At 39.8% G+C, this 16,385-nt stretch carries 30 protein-coding genes; all 30 read left to right on the plus strand.

Features of this window, described 5'->3' with window-relative positions:
* The first annotated feature begins 3 nt into the window (after window positions 1–3).
* The 30 genes from rpsC to NST66_RS26585 all read left to right on the plus strand — a co-directional run bounded on the left by rpsC (window position 4) and on the right by NST66_RS26585 (window position 16,347).
* Window positions 4–660, plus strand: coding sequence for a 30S ribosomal protein S3 (gene rpsC / locus NST66_RS26440; protein ID WP_013054933.1), 657 nt, complete (start codon window positions 4–6; stop codon window positions 658–660).
* Between the two features lie 2 nt (window positions 661–662).
* Window positions 663–1,097 (plus strand): 50S ribosomal protein L16, encoded by a 435-nt coding sequence (rplP, locus tag NST66_RS26445; protein ID WP_013054934.1) that lies wholly within the window; start codon window positions 663–665, stop codon window positions 1,095–1,097.
* Window positions 1,087–1,287, plus strand: coding sequence for a 50S ribosomal protein L29 (gene rpmC, locus NST66_RS26450; protein WP_013054935.1), 201 nt, complete (start codon window positions 1,087–1,089; stop codon window positions 1,285–1,287). The genes rplP and rpmC overlap by 11 nt, the downstream gene beginning before the upstream one ends.
* A gap of 25 nt (window positions 1,288–1,312) precedes the next feature.
* The gene (rpsQ, locus tag NST66_RS26455; RefSeq protein WP_013054936.1) at window positions 1,313–1,576 is read left to right on the plus strand and encodes a 30S ribosomal protein S17; all 264 of its coding nucleotides are present in this window, start codon (window positions 1,313–1,315) and stop codon (window positions 1,574–1,576) included.
* Between the two features lie 51 nt (window positions 1,577–1,627).
* A complete protein-coding gene (gene rplN, locus NST66_RS26460) occupies window positions 1,628–1,996 on the plus strand; it encodes a 50S ribosomal protein L14 (protein ID WP_013054937.1) in 369 nt (122 codons plus the stop codon).
* A 49-nt stretch (window positions 1,997–2,045) separates the two neighbouring features.
* The gene (gene rplX, locus NST66_RS26465) at window positions 2,046–2,357 is read left to right on the plus strand and encodes a 50S ribosomal protein L24 (protein ID WP_013054938.1); all 312 of its coding nucleotides are present in this window, start codon (window positions 2,046–2,048) and stop codon (window positions 2,355–2,357) included.
* A gap of 31 nt (window positions 2,358–2,388) precedes the next feature.
* Window positions 2,389–2,928 carry a 50S ribosomal protein L5 gene (rplE, locus tag NST66_RS26470; RefSeq protein WP_013054939.1) on the plus strand — a complete coding sequence of 180 codons (540 nt, stop codon included), beginning with the start codon at window positions 2,389–2,391 and terminating at the stop codon, window positions 2,926–2,928.
* Window positions 2,929–2,961: 33 nt separating this feature from the next.
* A complete protein-coding gene (locus NST66_RS26475) occupies window positions 2,962–3,147 on the plus strand; it encodes a type Z 30S ribosomal protein S14 (RefSeq protein WP_013054940.1) in 186 nt (61 codons plus the stop codon).
* 30 nt (window positions 3,148–3,177) lie between these two features.
* Window positions 3,178–3,576: a 30S ribosomal protein S8 gene (gene rpsH, locus NST66_RS26480; RefSeq protein ID WP_013054941.1), complete on the plus strand. Its 399-nt coding sequence runs from the start codon at window positions 3,178–3,180 to the stop codon at window positions 3,574–3,576.
* A gap of 30 nt (window positions 3,577–3,606) precedes the next feature.
* Window positions 3,607–4,146 carry a 50S ribosomal protein L6 gene (gene rplF, locus NST66_RS26485; protein ID WP_013054942.1) on the plus strand — a complete coding sequence of 180 codons (540 nt, stop codon included), beginning with the start codon at window positions 3,607–3,609 and terminating at the stop codon, window positions 4,144–4,146.
* A gap of 32 nt (window positions 4,147–4,178) precedes the next feature.
* Window positions 4,179–4,541 (plus strand): 50S ribosomal protein L18, encoded by a 363-nt coding sequence (gene rplR, locus NST66_RS26490; protein ID WP_013054943.1) that lies wholly within the window; start codon window positions 4,179–4,181, stop codon window positions 4,539–4,541.
* Between the two features lie 20 nt (window positions 4,542–4,561).
* Window positions 4,562–5,062, plus strand: a complete 501-nt coding sequence (rpsE, locus tag NST66_RS26495) for a 30S ribosomal protein S5 (RefSeq protein ID WP_013054944.1) — start codon at window positions 4,562–4,564, stop codon at window positions 5,060–5,062.
* 14 nt (window positions 5,063–5,076) lie between these two features.
* Entirely contained in the window at window positions 5,077–5,259 is a 183-nt protein-coding gene (gene rpmD, locus NST66_RS26500; protein ID WP_013054945.1) for a 50S ribosomal protein L30, read from the plus strand.
* A gap of 33 nt (window positions 5,260–5,292) precedes the next feature.
* On the plus strand, window positions 5,293–5,733 hold the full coding sequence (gene rplO, locus NST66_RS26505; RefSeq protein ID WP_013054946.1) for a 50S ribosomal protein L15: 441 nt from the start codon (window positions 5,293–5,295) through the stop codon (window positions 5,731–5,733).
* Window positions 5,733–7,025 carry a preprotein translocase subunit SecY gene (secY, locus tag NST66_RS26510; protein ID WP_013054947.1) on the plus strand — a complete coding sequence of 431 codons (1,293 nt, stop codon included), beginning with the start codon at window positions 5,733–5,735 and terminating at the stop codon, window positions 7,023–7,025. Before rplO ends, secY begins: the two co-directional genes overlap by 1 nt.
* A 66-nt stretch (window positions 7,026–7,091) precedes the next feature.
* Window positions 7,092–7,745, plus strand: a complete 654-nt coding sequence (locus NST66_RS26515; protein ID WP_013054948.1) for an adenylate kinase — start codon at window positions 7,092–7,094, stop codon at window positions 7,743–7,745.
* Window positions 7,742–8,488: a type I methionyl aminopeptidase gene (map, locus tag NST66_RS26520; RefSeq protein WP_028412665.1), complete on the plus strand. Its 747-nt coding sequence runs from the start codon at window positions 7,742–7,744 to the stop codon at window positions 8,486–8,488. Before NST66_RS26515 ends, map begins: the two co-directional genes overlap by 4 nt.
* Before the next feature lie 235 nt (window positions 8,489–8,723).
* Complete coding sequence (gene infA, locus NST66_RS26525) at window positions 8,724–8,942, plus strand: translation initiation factor IF-1 (RefSeq protein WP_010285101.1); 219 nt, start codon at window positions 8,724–8,726, stop codon at window positions 8,940–8,942.
* 37 nt (window positions 8,943–8,979) lie between these two features.
* Complete coding sequence (rpmJ, locus tag NST66_RS26530) at window positions 8,980–9,093, plus strand: 50S ribosomal protein L36 (RefSeq protein WP_003156543.1); 114 nt, start codon at window positions 8,980–8,982, stop codon at window positions 9,091–9,093.
* 24 nt (window positions 9,094–9,117) lie between these two features.
* Entirely contained in the window at window positions 9,118–9,483 is a 366-nt protein-coding gene (gene rpsM, locus NST66_RS26535; protein WP_013054950.1) for a 30S ribosomal protein S13, read from the plus strand.
* Window positions 9,484–9,506: 23 nt separating this feature from the next.
* On the plus strand, window positions 9,507–9,896 hold the full coding sequence (gene rpsK, locus NST66_RS26540; RefSeq protein WP_028412666.1) for a 30S ribosomal protein S11: 390 nt from the start codon (window positions 9,507–9,509) through the stop codon (window positions 9,894–9,896).
* Window positions 9,897–10,076: 180 nt separating this feature from the next.
* Window positions 10,077–11,021 (plus strand): DNA-directed RNA polymerase subunit alpha, encoded by a 945-nt coding sequence (locus tag NST66_RS26545; protein WP_013054952.1) that lies wholly within the window; start codon window positions 10,077–10,079, stop codon window positions 11,019–11,021.
* Between the two features lie 44 nt (window positions 11,022–11,065).
* A complete protein-coding gene (gene rplQ, locus NST66_RS26550) occupies window positions 11,066–11,428 on the plus strand; it encodes a 50S ribosomal protein L17 (protein ID WP_013054953.1) in 363 nt (120 codons plus the stop codon).
* A gap of 138 nt (window positions 11,429–11,566) precedes the next feature.
* On the plus strand, window positions 11,567–12,406 hold the full coding sequence (locus NST66_RS26555; RefSeq protein ID WP_340843748.1) for an energy-coupling factor ABC transporter ATP-binding protein: 840 nt from the start codon (window positions 11,567–11,569) through the stop codon (window positions 12,404–12,406).
* Entirely contained in the window at window positions 12,382–13,251 is an 870-nt protein-coding gene (locus NST66_RS26560) for an energy-coupling factor ABC transporter ATP-binding protein (protein ID WP_033580787.1), read from the plus strand. The genes NST66_RS26555 and NST66_RS26560 overlap by 25 nt, the downstream gene beginning before the upstream one ends.
* Complete coding sequence (locus NST66_RS26565) at window positions 13,248–14,045, plus strand: energy-coupling factor transporter transmembrane component T family protein (RefSeq protein ID WP_028412724.1); 798 nt, start codon at window positions 13,248–13,250, stop codon at window positions 14,043–14,045. The genes NST66_RS26560 and NST66_RS26565 overlap by 4 nt, the downstream gene beginning before the upstream one ends.
* An 18-nt stretch (window positions 14,046–14,063) precedes the next feature.
* Window positions 14,064–14,804 (plus strand): tRNA pseudouridine(38-40) synthase TruA, encoded by a 741-nt coding sequence (gene truA, locus NST66_RS26570; RefSeq protein WP_013054957.1) that lies wholly within the window; start codon window positions 14,064–14,066, stop codon window positions 14,802–14,804.
* Between the two features lie 156 nt (window positions 14,805–14,960).
* Complete coding sequence (gene rplM, locus NST66_RS26575) at window positions 14,961–15,398, plus strand: 50S ribosomal protein L13 (protein ID WP_013054958.1); 438 nt, start codon at window positions 14,961–14,963, stop codon at window positions 15,396–15,398.
* A gap of 22 nt (window positions 15,399–15,420) precedes the next feature.
* A complete protein-coding gene (gene rpsI, locus NST66_RS26580) occupies window positions 15,421–15,813 on the plus strand; it encodes a 30S ribosomal protein S9 (RefSeq protein WP_013054959.1) in 393 nt (130 codons plus the stop codon).
* Window positions 15,814–15,924: 111 nt separating this feature from the next.
* Window positions 15,925–16,347 (plus strand): DUF2521 family protein, encoded by a 423-nt coding sequence (locus NST66_RS26585; protein ID WP_028412723.1) that lies wholly within the window; start codon window positions 15,925–15,927, stop codon window positions 16,345–16,347.
* Window positions 16,348–16,385 lie beyond the last annotated feature (38 nt).

Consider the following 16,385-nt stretch of genomic DNA (forward strand, 5'->3'; position numbering starts at 1 on the left):
TTCATGGGTCAAAAGGTAAATCCGGTCGGTCTTCGCGTCGGTGTCATCCGTGATTGGGAATCAAGATGGTTCGCTGGCAAAGACTACGCTGACTTATTACATGAAGACTTAAAAGTACGTGAATATATCGCTAAACGTTTAAACGATGCAGCTGTTTCTAAAGTTGAAATCGAACGCGCTGCTAACCGCTTAAACGTAACGATCCACACTGCAAAACCTGGTATGGTAATTGGTAAAGGTGGTACTGAAGTAGAATCACTTCGTAAAGCTCTTAACCAATTAACAGGCAAGCGTGTACACATTAACATCCTTGAAATTAAACGAGCAGATTTAGATGCTAAACTAGTAGCTGAAAACATCGCTCGCCAACTTGAGAACCGTGTATCATTCCGTCGTGCTCAAAAGCAAGCTATCCAACGTAGTATGCGTGCTGGAGCACAAGGTATCAAAACAATGGTATCTGGTCGTTTAGGCGGAGCTGATATTGCTCGTTCTGAATATTACAGTGAAGGTACAGTTCCACTTCATACACTTCGCGCTGATATTGACTATGCTCACGCTGAAGCAGATACTACTTATGGTAAACTTGGTGTGAAAGTATGGATCTATCGTGGAGAGGTTCTTCCTACTAAAAAGAAAACTGAGGAAGGAGGAAAATAATTATGTTATTACCAAAACGCGTTAAATATCGTCGCGAACATCGCGGAAAAATGCGTGGACGCGCTAAAGGTGGTACGGAAGTACATTTCGGTGAATTCGGTTTACAAGCTACTGAAGCTTCTTGGATTACAAACCGTCAAATCGAAGCTGCTCGTATCGCAATGACTCGTTACATGAAACGTGGCGGTAAAGTATGGATTAAAATTTTCCCTTCTAAACCTTATACTGCTAAGCCTCTAGAAGTCCGAATGGGTTCTGGTAAAGGTGCTCCTGAAGGTTGGGTAGCAGTTGTTAAACCTGGAAAAGTAATGTTTGAAATTTCAGGTGTATCTGAAGAGGTTGCACGTGAAGCTTTACGTTTAGCTGCACACAAGCTACCTGTAAAATGTAAGTTTGTAAAACGTGAAGAAATTGGTGGTGATTCTAATGAAAGCTAATGAAATTCGTGACCTTACCACTGCTGAAATTGAACAAAAAGTTAAGGCTTTAAAAGAAGAGTTGTTTAACCTTCGTTTCCAATTAGCGACTGGACAATTAGAGAATACTACTCGTATTCGCGAAGTGCGCAAATCGATCGCTCGTATGAAAACTGTAGTTCGTGAAAGAGAGATTGCTGCTAATAAATAATTAAGTCTGAGAGGAGGCTTTCAGAATGAGTGAACGCAACCAACGTAAAGTTTACACTGGCCGCGTAGTTTCTGACAAAATGGATAAGACTGTTACTGTTCTTGTTGAAACTTACAAAAAGCATTCGCTTTATGGCAAGCGTGTAAAATACTCAAAGAAATTCAAAGCTCACGATGAAAACAATACAGCTCAACTAGGCGATATCGTGAAGATCATGGAAACTCGTCCGTTATCAGCTACTAAACGTTTCCGTCTAGTAGAAGTTGTAGAAAAAGCTGTTATCATCTAATAGTTAAGATAGATCGGATAAGAATGATTCATCCGAAGGGAGGTTTCGTACATGATTCAACAAGAATCTCGTTTAAAAGTTGCAGACAACTCTGGTGCACGTGAGGTACTTACTATTAAAGTACTTGGTGGTTCAGGTCGTAAGACAGCAAACATTGGTGATGTTATCGTTTGTACGGTGAAACAAGCAACACCAGGAGGCGTTGTTAAAAAAGGTGACGTTGTTAAAGCTGTTGTTGTACGTACAAAAAGTGGTGTTCGCCGTACTGACGGTTCTTACATCCGTTTCGACGAAAATGCTTGCGTAATCATCCGTGACGACAAAGGACCACGTGGTACTCGTATCTTCGGACCAGTTGCTCGTGAATTACGTGATAACAACTTCATGAAGATCGTATCATTGGCTCCAGAAGTTATCTAATTGATATATAGAACAAATACAAAATGCCTTTTAAGGAGGTGCGAATAGGATGCATGTTAAAAAGGGCGACAAAGTAGTGGTTATCTCTGGTAAAGACAAAGGTAAGCAAGGTGAAGTACTTGCAGCTTTCCCAAAGAAAGACCGTGTACTTGTTGAAGGCGTGAACGTTGTGAAAAAACACTCTAAACCTTCTCAAGTAAATCCACAAGGTGGAATCGTTAGCCAAGAGGCACCTATCCACGTATCAAACGTAATGCCGTTGGATCCTAAATCTGGTGAGCCAACTCGTGTTGGGTACCAAGTTATCGATGGCAAAAAGGTACGTGTAGCAAAAAAATCTGGTGAAACTTTAGATAAATAATTAATGAAATGTGAAGGGAGGTTTAGTTCACATGAACCGTCTTAAAGAGAAATTTACAAAAGAGATTACTCCTGCTCTAGTTAGCAAGTTTAATTATGAATCTGTAATGCAAGTGCCAAAAATCGACAAGATCGTAATCAACATGGGTATCGGTGATGCTGTTTCTAACTCAAAAGCTTTAGATAACGCTGTTGAAGAACTAGCTGAAATCACTGGTCAAAAACCTGTTGTAACTCGTGCGAAAAAATCTATCGCTGGTTTCCGTCTTCGTGAAGGTATGCCAATCGGTGCGAAAGTTACTTTACGCGGCGAGCGTATGTACGAATTCTTCGATAAATTAGTATCAGTATCACTTCCACGTGTGCGCGATTTCCGTGGTGTATCTAAAAAAGCATTTGATGGTCGTGGAAACTACACGTTAGGTGTTAAAGAACAATTGATCTTCCCAGAGATCGATTATGATAAAGTAACTAAAGTTCGTGGTATGGATATCGTTATTGTTACAACAGCAAACACTGATGAAGAAGCTCGTGAGCTTTTAACTCAGTTCGGTATGCCATTCCAGAAGTAATAACTGCCAACGTTAAGCAGAGGAGGCGAAAATGTGGCTAAAAAATCAATGATTGCGAAGCAAAAACGCCAGCAAAAATTCCAAGTACAAGAGTATACACGTTGCGAACGTTGTGGACGTCCACACTCAGTACTACGTAAATTCAAGCTTTGCCGTATTTGTTTCCGTGAGCTTGCTTATAAAGGTCAAATTCCTGGTGTTAAAAAAGCTAGTTGGTAAAACCCAAGTTTGGGAAGGAGGTAAATTAATATGGTAATGACTGATCCTATTGCAGATTTACTAACTCGTATCCGCAATGCGAACATGGTTCGTCATGAGAAAATTGAAGTTCCTGCTTCTAACATTAAGAAGCAAATTGCAGAAATCCTTAAGCGTGAGGGTTTCGTACGTGATGTAGAATACATCGAAGACAACAAACAAGGTATTATCCGTATCTTCTTAAAATACGGTTCAAATAACGAACGTGTAATTACAGGCTTAAAACGTATCAGTAAACCTGGTCTACGTGTTTATGCAAAAACTAACGAAGTACCACGTGTACTTAACGGTTTAGGTATCGCAATCGTTTCTACTTCTCAAGGTGTTTTAACTGACAAAGAAGCTCGTCAAAAGCAAACTGGTGGAGAAGTATTAGCGTACGTTTGGTAATAAGTTTTAAATGTGAATGGAGGTGTAACTATGTCACGTGTTGGTAAAAAGCCTTTAGAACTTCCAGCAGGTGTTACAGTTACGAACGAGAGCAACACTGTAACTGTAAAAGGACCAAAGGGTGAATTAACTCGTACATTCCACCCTGAAATCGAAATTAAAGTTGAAGACAACGTATTAGTTGTTAATCGTCCTAGTGACAATAAAGAGCACCGCGCTCTTCATGGAACTACTCGTAGCCTTTTAGGTAACATGGTTGAAGGTGTTACTAAAGGATTCGAACGTGGTTTAGAATTAGTCGGTGTAGGTTACCGTGCACAAAAATCTGGTAGCAAATTAGTATTGAGCGTTGGATACTCTCACCCAGTTGAGATTACTCCTGAAACAGGAATCGAAATCGAAGTTCCTTCTCAAACTAAGATCGTTATTAAAGGTATTGATAAAGAACGCGTAGGTGCATTAGCTGCAAATATTCGTGACGTTCGTCCACCAGAGCCTTACAAAGGTAAAGGTATTCGTTACGAAGGCGAATATGTACGTCGTAAAGAAGGTAAAACTGCTAAGAAGTAATGCCGGTTAGGTAAAAGAAAGGAGTGCCCGAAATGATCACGAAGCTTGATAAAAACAAAGTTCGTAAAAAAAGACATGCTCGTGTTCGTGCGAAGTTATCTGGAACTGCAACTCGTCCGCGTTTAAACGTGTTCCGTTCTAATCAACATATTTACGCACAAGTTATCGACGATTTAAATTCAGTAACAATCGCAAGTGCTTCAACGTTAGATAAAGACCTGACTTTAGAAAGCACTGGTAACACTGAAGCTGCTATCAAAGTTGGCGAATTAGTCGCTAAACGCGCAGTAGAAAAAGGTGTAAACGAAGTAGTATTCGACCGTGGCGGTTATTTATATCATGGCCGTGTTAAAGCATTAGCTGACGCTGCTCGTGAAGCTGGATTACAATTCTAATTGTAAAAGGAGGGAAAATCATGCGTCGTATTGATCCAAATAAATTAGAGCTTGAAGAACGTGTTGTTACCGTTAACCGCGTAGCTAAAGTTGTGAAAGGTGGACGTCGTTTCCGCTTCGCTGCATTAGTTGTAGTTGGTGACAAAAACGGTCACGTTGGATTCGGTACTGGTAAAGCACAAGAGGTACCAGATGCAATCCGTAAAGCAATTGAAGATGCGAAGAAAAACTTAATTACTGTACCTATGGTTGGTACAACTATTCCACACGAAATCCTTGGACAATTTGGTGCAGGTCAAATTTTCTTAAAACCTGCTTCTGAAGGTACAGGAGTTATCGCTGGTGGCCCAGTTCGTGCGGTACTAGAATTGGGTGGAGTAAGTGATATTCTATCTAAATCTTTAGGTTCAAACACTCCAATCAACATGGTACGTGCAACTCTTAACGGTTTAGCTAACCTAAAACGTGCTGAAGATGTTGCAAAACTACGTGGCAAGACTGTAGAAGAACTGTTAGGATAAGGGAGGGATATGGAATGGCAAACAAACTAGCAATTACCCTTACTCGTAGCGTAATTGGTCGTCCAGAAGATCAACGTGTAACTGTTCGTACACTTGGCCTACGTAAGTTAAATCAAACTGTCGTTCAAGACGATAATCCTGCAATTCGCGGAATGATTAACAAAGTAGCTCACCTTGTTACAGTAAAAGAGCAATAAGTATAAATTGTCACTCTAAGGAGGTGCTCCGGAATGAAACTTCATGAATTGAAACCAGCTGAAGGTTCACGTAAAGTACGTAACCGTGTAGGTCGTGGTACTGGTTCAGGTAACGGAAAGACTTCAGGTAAAGGTCACAAAGGGCAAAACGCTCGCTCTGGCGGTGGCGTAAGACCTGGCTTCGAAGGTGGTCAAACTCCTTTATTCCGTCGTCTTCCAAAACGTGGGTTCACTAATATCAATCGCAAAGAATACGCGATCGTTAATTTAGAAGCTCTTAACCGTTTTGAAGATGGAACTGAAGTAACACCAGAATTATTAATCGAAACTGGTTTAGTAAGCAAAGCAAAAGCTGGCGTTAAAGTACTAGGAAACGGTACATTAAACTCTAAGCTAACTGTTAAAGCTGCTAAATTCTCTTCAACTGCTAAAGAAGCTATCGAAGCTGCTGGCGGTACAGTTGAGGTGATCTAATGTTTCAAACAATCTCCAATTTAATGCGCGTGCGTGAAATAAGACAAAAAATCTTTTTCACTTTGTTAATGTTAATTGTCTTCCGAATTGGTACATTTATTCCTGTACCAAGTGTTAATACGGATGTACTAAAATTGCAAGATGGGTTAAATGTATTCGGAGTTCTGAATACATTTGGCGGCGGCGCGTTAAAAAACTTTTCCATTCTTGCTATGGGCATTATGCCTTATATTACAGCATCCATCATCGTCCAATTATTGCAGATGGATGTTGTACCTAAGTTTACAGAATGGTCAAAGCAGGGAGATGTTGGGCGCCGTAAATTAGCTCAAGTAACTCGTTATGGAACAATTGTGCTTGGATTTATCCAGGCTTTAGGTATGTCTATAGGATTCAACAATATTTCGGGCGGACAATTGATCGCTAATCCAGGAATTTCTACGTATCTTCTAATTGCTACAGTGTTAACGGCAGGTACTGCCTTCTTAATGTGGTTAGGAGAACAGATTACTGCAAAAGGCGTAGGTAATGGTATTTCTATCATTATCTTTGCTGGGATTGCAGCTGGTATTCCGACAACATTAAATCAAATTTATGCACAGCAATTTGAAGACGTTGGGGATCAATTATTCATTCGTATCGTAACGGTAGTTTTAATTGCGATTGCAGTTTTAGCTATTATTGTTGGGGTTATTTACTTCCAACAAGCGCTACGAAAAATTCCTATTCAATATGCAAAGGGTTCAGCTGGTCGTAATCCTGTTGGAGGTCAATCCACTCATTTACCGTTAAAAGTAAATGCTGCTGGGGTTATTCCTGTTATCTTTGCAGTTTCATTTATTATCACACCACCAACAATTGCATCATTTTTCGGTCCAAATGATGTAACGACGTGGATTCAGAATACATTTGACTATACTAAGCCAATTGGTATGATAGTGTATGTAGCGTTAATCATTGCTTTTTGTTACTTCTATACATTTGTTCAAGTTAACCCTGAACAAGTAGCAGAGAACTTGAAAAAGCAAGGTGGCTACATCCCAGGCATTCGTCCTGGTAAAAGCACACAAGCTTATTTAACGAAAGTGTTATATCGTCTGACATTAATCGGTTCGATATTCCTTGCGTTAATTGCTGTGTTGCCGGTTCTGTTCATCAAAATTGCAAACCTACCCTCATCTGCTCAGATCGGCGGTACTAGTTTGTTAATTGTTGTCGGTGTAGCTCTTGAGACAATGAAACAACTTGAGAGTCAATTAGTGAAACGCCATTATAAGGGATTTATTAAGTAAAGCTGTTTAGTGGGAGGCAGGCTGCTTTCCCATTAAACGGATAAGATACTGAGGGGGAAGCAAGAAATGAATTTAGTGTTAATGGGCCTTCCTGGTGCTGGGAAAGGTACTCAAGCAGAAAAAATCGTTGAGCATTACGATATCCCTCATATCTCAACAGGAGATATGTTCCGAGCTGCAATTAAAGAAGGAACGCAACTAGGTTTAAAAGCTAAATCATTTATGGACCAAGGTAACCTTGTTCCTGATGAAGTAACAATTGGAATTGTGCGCGAGCGTTTAAACAAACAAGATTGTGAAAACGGCTTTTTACTTGATGGCTTCCCGAGAACAGTAGCCCAAGCAGAAGCTCTTGAAACAATTACAAAAGAACTAAACAAGCAAATTGATTATGTGATTAATATTGATGTAGATCAAAGCATTTTAATGGAGCGTCTTACTGGACGCCGCATTTGTAAAGATTGCGGAGCTACTTACCACTTAGTATTCAATCCTCCTGCGAAAGAAGGAGTTTGTGACAAATGTGGCGGAGAGCTTTATCAACGTGCAGATGACAATGCTGAGACGGTTTCAACTAGACTTTCAGTTAATGTTAAACAATCTCAACCTCTACTTGATTTCTATCAAGAAAAAGGTTATCTACGCAATATTAATGGTAATCAAGATATTAACATTGTGTTTGAGGATGTTCGTCAATTACTTGCTGGGGTTAAGCAATGATCATTTGCAAGACACCAGAGGAAATTGAGGTCATGCGTGAAGCTGGACGAATCGTGGCTTTAACTCATCAAGAGTTGAAAAAACATATCGTTCCAGGTATTACGACTATAGAATTGGATGCAATTGCTGAAAATTTTATTCGTCAACATGATGCAATTCCGTCTTTTAAAGGGTATAATGGTTTTCGCGGCAGTGTATGTGCTTCTGTGAATGAAGAATTAGTTCATGGTATTCCGGGAGAACGCAAGCTTAATGAAGGGGATATCATCAGTTTAGACATCGGAGCTAAATTCGGTGGCTATCACGGTGACTCAGCTTGGACATATGGAGTAGGAAAGATTTCATTAGAAAATCAAGAGCTGCTTGATGTGACTGAGCAATCTCTCTACAAAGGATTAGCAGAAGCGAAGCCGGGTGAGCGTTTGTCGAATATTTCACATGCTATTCAACAGTACGCAGAATCACGTAACTTTTCGATTGTAAGAGAATATGTTGGCCATGGTGTCGGCAAAGACTTACATGAAGATCCGCAAGTACCTCATTATGGTCCACCGAATAAAGGACCGCGTCTACGTCCAGGCATGGTATTGGCAGTTGAGCCAATGGTGAATGCTGGTATGCGATATGTAAAAACATTACCTGATAACTGGACAGTTGTGACAGTGGATGGTAAAATGTGTGCGCACTTCGAACATACTATTGCAATTACTGAGACGGGATATGAAATTCTGACAGCATTGTAATGTTAAAGGATGTTATCTCTATCCATTCCTCGCTAGATGCACTGGACAGTAAACAGTAATTATCTAAATTCACGATGATCGTTTTTCGTCTGAATTGCTGTTAAAATGGTAAAGATGTATATTAGCGTCAATCATCTTGAATTTAATGATTACGATCTCCGGATGTTCAGAACAGGTTCTTTTTAAGTCGTTTAATGATAGCTTGTTACTGTTTCAAAGAAAGGAGAGCACTTTAATGGCAAAAGACGATGTAATTGAAGTTGAAGGTACAGTTGCTGAGACTTTACCTAACGCTATGTTCAAGGTAGAATTAGAAAATGGTCATACAGTACTTGCTCACGTATCAGGAAAAATTCGCATGCATTTCATTCGAATCTTACCTGGTGATAAAGTAACTGTAGAATTGTCACCATACGATTTAACTCGCGGTAGAATTACGTACCGTTTCAAATAAAACCTATGCACTCCGTACTATCAAGGAGGTATGAAACATGAAAGTCAGACCATCAGTTAAACCAATCTGCGAAAAATGTAAAGTTATCCGTAGAAAAGGTAAAGTAATGGTAATTTGTGAAAACCCTAAGCATAAACAAAAACAAGGTTAATCAATAAGGAGGTGCACTATTCATATGGCACGTATTGCTGGTGTTGATATTCCTCGTGACAAGCGTGTAGTAATTTCATTAACATACATTTTCGGTATTGGTCGTCCAACTGCTGAAAAAGTTCTAGCTGAAGCTGGAGTTTCTGAAGATACTCGCGTTCGTGACTTAACAGAAGAAGAATTAGGTAAAATTCGTGATATTTTAGATAGCTATAAAGTAGAAGGCGATCTTCGTCGTGAAGTTTCTTTAAACATCAAACGTTTAATTGAGATTGGTTCATACCGTGGTATCCGCCACCGTCGTAGTTTACCAGTTCGTGGTCAAAACAGTAAAAACAATGCTCGTACACGTAAAGGCCCACGCCGTACTGTAGCGAACAAGAAGAAATAATTAGTAAGGGAGGTCATTAACAGATGGCACGTAAAACTAATACACGTAAACGTCGCGTGAAAAAGAATATTGAAGCTGGTGTAGCTCATATTCGCTCAACGTTTAACAACACTATTGTAACAATTACAGATGTTCACGGTAATGCGATTGCTTGGTCTAGTGCAGGCGCACTTGGCTTCAGAGGTTCTCGTAAATCCACTCCATTTGCTGCGCAAATGGCTGCTGAAGCTGCTGCAAAAGTTTCTATGGATAACGGAATGAAAACTCTTGAAGTTACAGTTAAAGGCCCTGGTGCTGGTCGTGAAGCAGCTATCCGTGCTCTTCAAGCTGCAGGTTTAGAAGTAACAGCTATTAGAGATGTTACTCCTGTACCTCACAACGGATGCCGCCCACCAAAACGTCGTCGTGTATAATTAATATGTATAGATTCTATTTCGTTGTCTATAATGATGATGGTGTAGAATTTATTCATGCAACGAAATGTTTTCCATTTGTTGTGCACATTCGGGAACTGTCTAATAGGGAATTTCGGTTAGGCATTTGAGAAATCAGCCGTCTAGCCGAGGTTTCGACGTTTTGAAGGAGGGTTTATATTGATAGAGATTGAAAAGCCAAAAATCGAAACGGTAGAAATCAGCGATGATAGAAAGTACGGTAAATTCGTCGTCGAACCACTTGAGCGTGGATATGGTACTACTTTGGGTAACTCCTTACGTCGTATCCTATTATCCTCACTCCCTGGTGCAGCTGTAACATCTATTCAAATTGAAGGTGTATTACATGAATTTTCAACAGTTCCTGGAGTTGTTGAAGATGTAACAAACATCATTTTAAACGTTAAAAAGTTAGCGTTAAAGATTTACTCTGATGAAGAGAAAACACTTGAGATCGATGTTAAAGGTCCTGGTACAGTAACGGCTGCTGACATTCAAGCAGACAGTGATATCGAAGTTCTAAATCCGGATCTTCATATTGCAACACTTGAGTCAGATGCTCATTTCCGTATGAGACTTACTGCTCGCACAGGTCGAGGTTATAATCCTGCCGATGCTAACAAGCGTGAAGACCAACCAATTGGTGTACTTCCAATTGACTCAATCTATACGCCTGTTACTCGCGTATCGTATTATGTAGAAAATACTCGTGTTGGTCAAATGACAAATTACGATAAGTTAACGTTGGATGTTTGGACTGACGGTAGCATCGAGCCAGAAAAAGCTGTTGCTTTAGGTGCAAAGATTCTAACGGAACACTTAAATATCTTCGTTAACTTAACAGATGAAGCTCAAAAAGCAGAGATCATGGTAGAAAAAGAAGAAGACCAGAAAGAAAAAGTTCTAGAGATGACGATCGAGGAACTGGATTTATCTGTTCGTTCTTACAACTGCTTAAAACGAGCAGGCATCAATACTGTACAAGAGCTTGCTAATAAAACAGAAGAAGATATGATGAAAGTTCGTAACTTAGGCCGTAAATCTTTAGAAGAAGTTAAAGCTAAACTTGAAGAATTAGGTTTGGGTCTACGTAAGGACGACTGATTATATCTACCTGTTTAACTACTTAACAAAGGAGGGGACCTCACATGTCTTACCGTAAATTAGGTCGTACAAGCGCACAACGCAAGGCGCTTCTTCGTGATTTAACAACTGATTTAATCATCAGTGAACGCATTGAGACAACTGAAGCTCGTGCAAAAGAATTACGTTCAACTGTTGAAAAAATGATTACTTTAGGTAAACGTGGAGATCTACACGCTCGTCGTCAAGCTGCATCTTACATCCGTAATGAAGTAGCTAACGAGGAAGCTGGTCAAAGCGCTTTACAAAAACTATTCAGCGATATCGCTACTCGCTACGAAGATCGCCAAGGCGGTTACACTCGTATCTTAAAAGTTGGACCTCGCCGTGGTGACGGTGCTCCAATGGTTATCATTGAATTAGTTTAATATTTTTAATACAGATAGAAAAGGGCGAGACAGTGTGTAACTAGTCGTTGCCCTTTTTTTATACCTTAAACCGGGTAAATAGCGTAAAAAACCAATGTAGGCAATGCTGCAATAGAAAAAGCTGAGAGGAAGATAGCGTTGAAAGAAATGTCTTTAGAGGTAAAAGATTTATGCTTTCGATACGATCCTGAAGCAGACCTAACATTAGATCACCTTTCTCTCTCTGCTTATAAAGGTGAATGGTTAGCGATAGCTGGACATAATGGATCTGGTAAATCGACGCTGGCACGAATTCTAAACGGCCTTTTGCTACCTGAAAAAGGAACGGTTCGAGTGGGCGATACTCTTTTATCTGAAGAAACAATATGGGATGTGCGCAAGCAGATTGGAATGGTGTTTCAAAACCCAGATAATCAATTTGTTGGCTCAACCGTTCAAGATGATATTGCGTTTGGGCTTGAAAACAACGGGATTCCATTTGAGATTATGGAAAAACGTATACCTGAAGCAATCGAAATGGTCAATATGAGTGCTTTTCTGGATCAAGAGCCTCATCAGCTATCAGGTGGACAAAAACAGCGTGTGGCCATTGCGGGTATAATTGCCGTACAGCCATCTGTCATCATTCTAGATGAAGCAACATCTATGTTAGATCCTATTGGACGAACTGAAGTACTTGAAACTGTTAGAAAATTAAAAGAAGAAAAACAACTGACGGTTATTTCAATTACCCACGATTTAGATGAAGTAGCAATGGCTGACAGAGTCGTTGTGATGAACAAAGGGAAGATCTATGCAACAGGTACTCCACGCGAAGTATTTGCATTAGGTTCCAAGTTAACGGATATTGGACTAGACTTGCCGTTTTCCGTTAAACTAAGCCATCGTTTTGCTTCCTTAGGAATTCCTTTATCAAAAATTCATTTAACAGATGAGGACTTGGTGGACGAACTATGGACATTATATTCAAAGAAGTAGAGCATCGTTATCAAGTTAATACACCATTTGAACGAATTGCTCTACATGACTTAAATTTAAGCATTCAATCAGGTACATTTTTGGCTGTTATTGGCCATACTGGTTCTGGGAAATCAACAATCATACAGCATCTGAATGCCTTATTGAAGCCAACTGCTGGTGAAATTCAAATCGGTGAGCGCACCATTAAAGCCAATCGAAAAGAAAAGAATTTAAAAGCTATTCGTCAGCAAGTAGGTGTGGTGTTTCAATTTCCAGAACATCAGCTTTTTGAAGAAACGGTGGAAAAAGATATAGCTTTTGGACCAATGAATTATGGCGTTTCGGAAGAAGAAGCAAAGCAAAAAGCACGAGAGCTTATCAAGTTGGTGGGGTTGCCAGAAGACATTCTCACCAGATCTCCTTTTGATTTGAGTGGTGGACAAATGCGTCGTGTAGCGATAGCAGGTATTCTAGCGATGAATCCTAATGTGCTAATTTTAGATGAGCCAACTGCTGGATTGGACCCTAGAGGCCGTCAAGAAATTATGAATATGATTTATCGTCTTCATAAAGAAAAAGGCTTGACGACGATTCTCGTGACTCACAGCATGGAAGATGCAGCTATGTACGCTGATGAGCTAATTGTAATGAATAAAGGAACGATTGCGATGAAAGGGTCACCTAGAGAAGTTTTCGGTCAGCATACGCAGCTAAAAGAATATGGATTGGATGTTCCAGAATCGCTTCGCTTTATGCTGAAGCTGCAAGAGAAATTTCAGATTGAAGCATCGGATACGGTTATTACCTTTTCTGAAGTGGTAGAGAAAGTGCAGCACCTTATGCAGCAAGGTGAACGAATATGATGAACTCAATCATTATTGGTAAGTATGTCCCGGGTCATTCTGTTGTCCATCGAATGGATCCTCGGGCCAAGCTGCTTCTCGTATTTGCGTATGTATTAATTGTGTTTTTAGCAAATAACCCTATCGGCTATGCTTTTTTAGGTGTGTATACCCTTGTGATAGTGGCCATGAGTAAAGTGCCCGTTTCCTTTATTTTAAGAGGGTTAAAGCCCGTTCTATTTATTATTATCATCACGTTTCTTTTGCACATTTTTATGACGAAGGAAGGTCCTCTTTTGTTTGAATGGGGATGGTTTTCTGTCTATAAAGGCGGCCTTATTCAAGGTGTTTTAATTTCCTTACGCTTCTTGTTCTTAATTTTAATTACGACGATGCTAACGTTAACGACTACGCCCATTGAAGTAACAGATGGAATGGAAAGCTTGTTGAATCCATTTAAAAAGCTCAAGCTTCCTGTTCATGAATTAGCTTTAATGATGTCCATTTCTCTTCGCTTTATTCCTACATTGATGGAAGAGACAGATAAAATTATTAAAGCGCAGACAGCACGAGGAGTGGACTTTAGCAGCGGTCCCGTTACGGATCGGTTGAAAGCTGTCGTTCCTTTGCTTGTTCCTTTATTTATAGGTTCATTTAAGCGTGCTGAAGAGCTAGCTATTGCCATGGAGGCAAGAGGATATAAAGGCGGAGAAGGGCGTACAAAGTATCGTCAATTAAAATGGGGAAGCATAGATACAATTATGCTTTTACTTCTGCTGGCAGTAGCAGTTGTTTTAGTGCTGATTAGAACGTAAAGATTGTTTGGTGAAAAGATGAAACGTTTAAAATGTATAGTTGCATACGACGGCACACACTTTTCAGGTTATCAAGTTCAGCCCAATAAGCGAACAGTTCAACTGGAGATTGAAGCCGTTTTAGAGAAAATGCATAACAAAAAAGTTCCGATTTACGCCTCTGGACGAACGGACACAAATGTTCATGCACAGGGGCAAGTCATTCATTTTGACACAAACCTAAATATTCCATGTGATAAGTGGAAAAAAGCATTGAATTCAATGCTACCAGATGATATTGTAATGAAGAATGTATGTGAAGTTGATGCACATTTTCACGCCCGGTATGACGTTACTTCAAAAGAGTATCGCTATCATATTTTGCGCGGCGAAGATCGAAATCCTTTCACTCGTTCTTATGCATACCATTACCCTTATCCATTAGACTACTCAAAAATGAAAAAAGCCATCACATATTTACTCGGTACACACGACTTTACAAGCTTTTGTTCAGCGAGGACAGAAGTGGAAGATAAGATTCGTACGATTTACAAGATTGATATGTATGAAGAGAATAGTCAGCTTGTGTTTAGATTCGTTGGAAGTGGCTTTCTGTATAATATGGTTCGTATTCTTGTTGGAACGCTTTTAGAAGTAGGACAAGGCCGTATTGAACCAGATGCTATAAAAGATATTCTAGAAAGCAAATCACGTCCTCGTGCAGGGAAAACTGCGCCTTCGCAAGGACTATATTTATGGCGCGTTTTCTATGACAACTAAACCTGGTGTAACATTTTCTTGACATTAGTAGCTTAAAGATATAATATATCATATGGTATGTATTTTAACCCCACGGTTAGCCCCGGAAATTAATCGTGTTGAAATAGAAGGTTGAAATAATTTTATAATTGATGATGAAAATTAGGAGGGAAACTCATGCGTACAACTTTCATGGCGAAAGCAAACGAAGTAGAGCGTAAATGGTATGTTGTCGATGCTGAAGGTAAAACTTTAGGTCGTTTAGCAAGTGAAGTAGCATCAATCTTACGCGGTAAACATAAACCAACTTTTACACCACATGTTGATACTGGTGATCACGTGATCCTTATCAATGCGTCAAAAATCGAATTAACAGGTAAAAAATTAACTGATAAAATTTATTACCGTCACAGCATGCACCCAGGTGGTTTGAAACAACGTACAGCATTAGAAATGCGTACTAACTACTCTGAGAAAATGCTTGAATTAGGAATCAAAGGCATGCTTCCAAAAGGTAGCCTAGGCCGTCAAATGTTCAAAAAATTACATGTGTATGCTGGTGAAACACATCCACATGAAGCACAAAAACCAGAAGTTTACGAACTTCGCGGATAATTAATAAGAGGAGGTTATTATCTTGGCACAGGTACAATATTACGGAACTGGTCGTCGTAAAAGCTCTGTTGCTCGTGTACGTTTAGTACCAGGTAACGGTCGCGTAACAATCAACGGTCGTGAAATCGAAGAATACATTCCATTTGCTGCACTACGTGAAGTAGTAAAACAACCACTTGCTTTAACTGAAACTGTAGGTAACTATGACGTATTTGTAAACGTTAATGGTGGAGGTTATGCAGGTCAAGCTGGCGCTATTCGTCACGGAATCTCTCGTGCTTTATTAGAAGCAGACCCTGAATACCGTGGAACATTAAAACGTGCTGGTCTATTAACTCGTGACGCTCGTGCGAAAGAACGTAAAAAATACGGTCTTAAAGGCGCTCGTCGTGCACCACAATTCTCAAAACGTTAATTTTATATTACGTTTCAAGCCTTGGTCTTTGGACCAAGGCTTTTTTTATTTGTTGTTTGCGTATGAGACGAAGGCTTGTGCAGACAATATGTAAAAAAGGGAGGCGTTATCGTGAACGAGGTTACATATTTAAAAGAAAAACGTTATGAAAAAGAAATGAAATATGAACGCAAAGTCCTAAGGGAACTATCGTTTGATTTGCTTCAAGAGAGGCTGCGCCGTTATTTTCATCCAATGTTTCAGTGGAATATGCTAGGAGACGAACATGTGGAGGAGTACTGTCTTGACATTGCTATCGAATCATTTTTATTAGGTGCCCGGGTGAGTAAACGTGGTAAAGGCTACGAAGATGTTCAGAAGCACAGTAAGCAAGAAGAGTCTCTTTTAATTGATACATTGTACGGAGCCGTCAGCATGTCTGTAACAGATCTTTATCAAGATGGCCTGTATTATTTGTGTCAAGGATATGTGCAAGACTGGTGGAAAGAAGGTTATCGAACCGCAGAAAAAAGACGCCGTTTACGTTTGCATTAAAAAGTACTCATAATTCCCGTTCTTGTCCCATATAGAAA

The sequence above is a fragment of the Priestia sp. FSL W8-0524 genome, from assembly GCF_038005965.1.
In the GTDB taxonomy this organism is placed as follows: domain Bacteria; phylum Bacillota; class Bacilli; order Bacillales; family Bacillaceae_H; genus Priestia; species Priestia zanthoxyli.

Coding starts and splice junctions, on each gene's coding strand:
- NST66_RS26560 (WP_033580787.1), top strand. CDS start 12,382: ATGGACATTATATTCAAAGAAGTAGAGCATCGTTATCAAGTTAATACA.
- rplO (WP_013054946.1), top strand. CDS start 5,293: ATGAAACTTCATGAATTGAAACCAGCTGAAGGTTCACGTAAAGTACGT.
- NST66_RS26515 (WP_013054948.1), top strand. CDS start 7,092: ATGAATTTAGTGTTAATGGGCCTTCCTGGTGCTGGGAAAGGTACTCAA.
- secY (WP_013054947.1), top strand. CDS start 5,733: ATGTTTCAAACAATCTCCAATTTAATGCGCGTGCGTGAAATAAGACAA.
- rpsE (WP_013054944.1), top strand. CDS start 4,562: ATGCGTCGTATTGATCCAAATAAATTAGAGCTTGAAGAACGTGTTGTT.
- map (WP_028412665.1), top strand. CDS start 7,742: ATGATCATTTGCAAGACACCAGAGGAAATTGAGGTCATGCGTGAAGCT.
- rpmD (WP_013054945.1), top strand. CDS start 5,077: ATGGCAAACAAACTAGCAATTACCCTTACTCGTAGCGTAATTGGTCGT.
- rpsH (WP_013054941.1), top strand. CDS start 3,178: ATGGTAATGACTGATCCTATTGCAGATTTACTAACTCGTATCCGCAAT.
- rpmC (WP_013054935.1), top strand. CDS start 1,087: ATGAAAGCTAATGAAATTCGTGACCTTACCACTGCTGAAATTGAACAA.
- rpsK (WP_028412666.1), top strand. CDS start 9,507: ATGGCACGTAAAACTAATACACGTAAACGTCGCGTGAAAAAGAATATT.
- rpsM (WP_013054950.1), top strand. CDS start 9,118: ATGGCACGTATTGCTGGTGTTGATATTCCTCGTGACAAGCGTGTAGTA.
- rplN (WP_013054937.1), top strand. CDS start 1,628: ATGATTCAACAAGAATCTCGTTTAAAAGTTGCAGACAACTCTGGTGCA.
- rplM (WP_013054958.1), top strand. CDS start 14,961: ATGCGTACAACTTTCATGGCGAAAGCAAACGAAGTAGAGCGTAAATGG.
- rplQ (WP_013054953.1), top strand. CDS start 11,066: ATGTCTTACCGTAAATTAGGTCGTACAAGCGCACAACGCAAGGCGCTT.
- rplX (WP_013054938.1), top strand. CDS start 2,046: ATGCATGTTAAAAAGGGCGACAAAGTAGTGGTTATCTCTGGTAAAGAC.
- truA (WP_013054957.1), top strand. CDS start 14,064: ATGAAACGTTTAAAATGTATAGTTGCATACGACGGCACACACTTTTCA.
- NST66_RS26565 (WP_028412724.1), top strand. CDS start 13,248: ATGATGAACTCAATCATTATTGGTAAGTATGTCCCGGGTCATTCTGTT.
- rplF (WP_013054942.1), top strand. CDS start 3,607: ATGTCACGTGTTGGTAAAAAGCCTTTAGAACTTCCAGCAGGTGTTACA.
- rpmJ (WP_003156543.1), top strand. CDS start 8,980: ATGAAAGTCAGACCATCAGTTAAACCAATCTGCGAAAAATGTAAAGTT.
- rpsQ (WP_013054936.1), top strand. CDS start 1,313: ATGAGTGAACGCAACCAACGTAAAGTTTACACTGGCCGCGTAGTTTCT.
- rplP (WP_013054934.1), top strand. CDS start 663: ATGTTATTACCAAAACGCGTTAAATATCGTCGCGAACATCGCGGAAAA.
- infA (WP_010285101.1), top strand. CDS start 8,724: ATGGCAAAAGACGATGTAATTGAAGTTGAAGGTACAGTTGCTGAGACT.
- rplR (WP_013054943.1), top strand. CDS start 4,179: ATGATCACGAAGCTTGATAAAAACAAAGTTCGTAAAAAAAGACATGCT.
- rplE (WP_013054939.1), top strand. CDS start 2,389: ATGAACCGTCTTAAAGAGAAATTTACAAAAGAGATTACTCCTGCTCTA.
- rpsC (WP_013054933.1), top strand. CDS start 4: ATGGGTCAAAAGGTAAATCCGGTCGGTCTTCGCGTCGGTGTCATCCGT.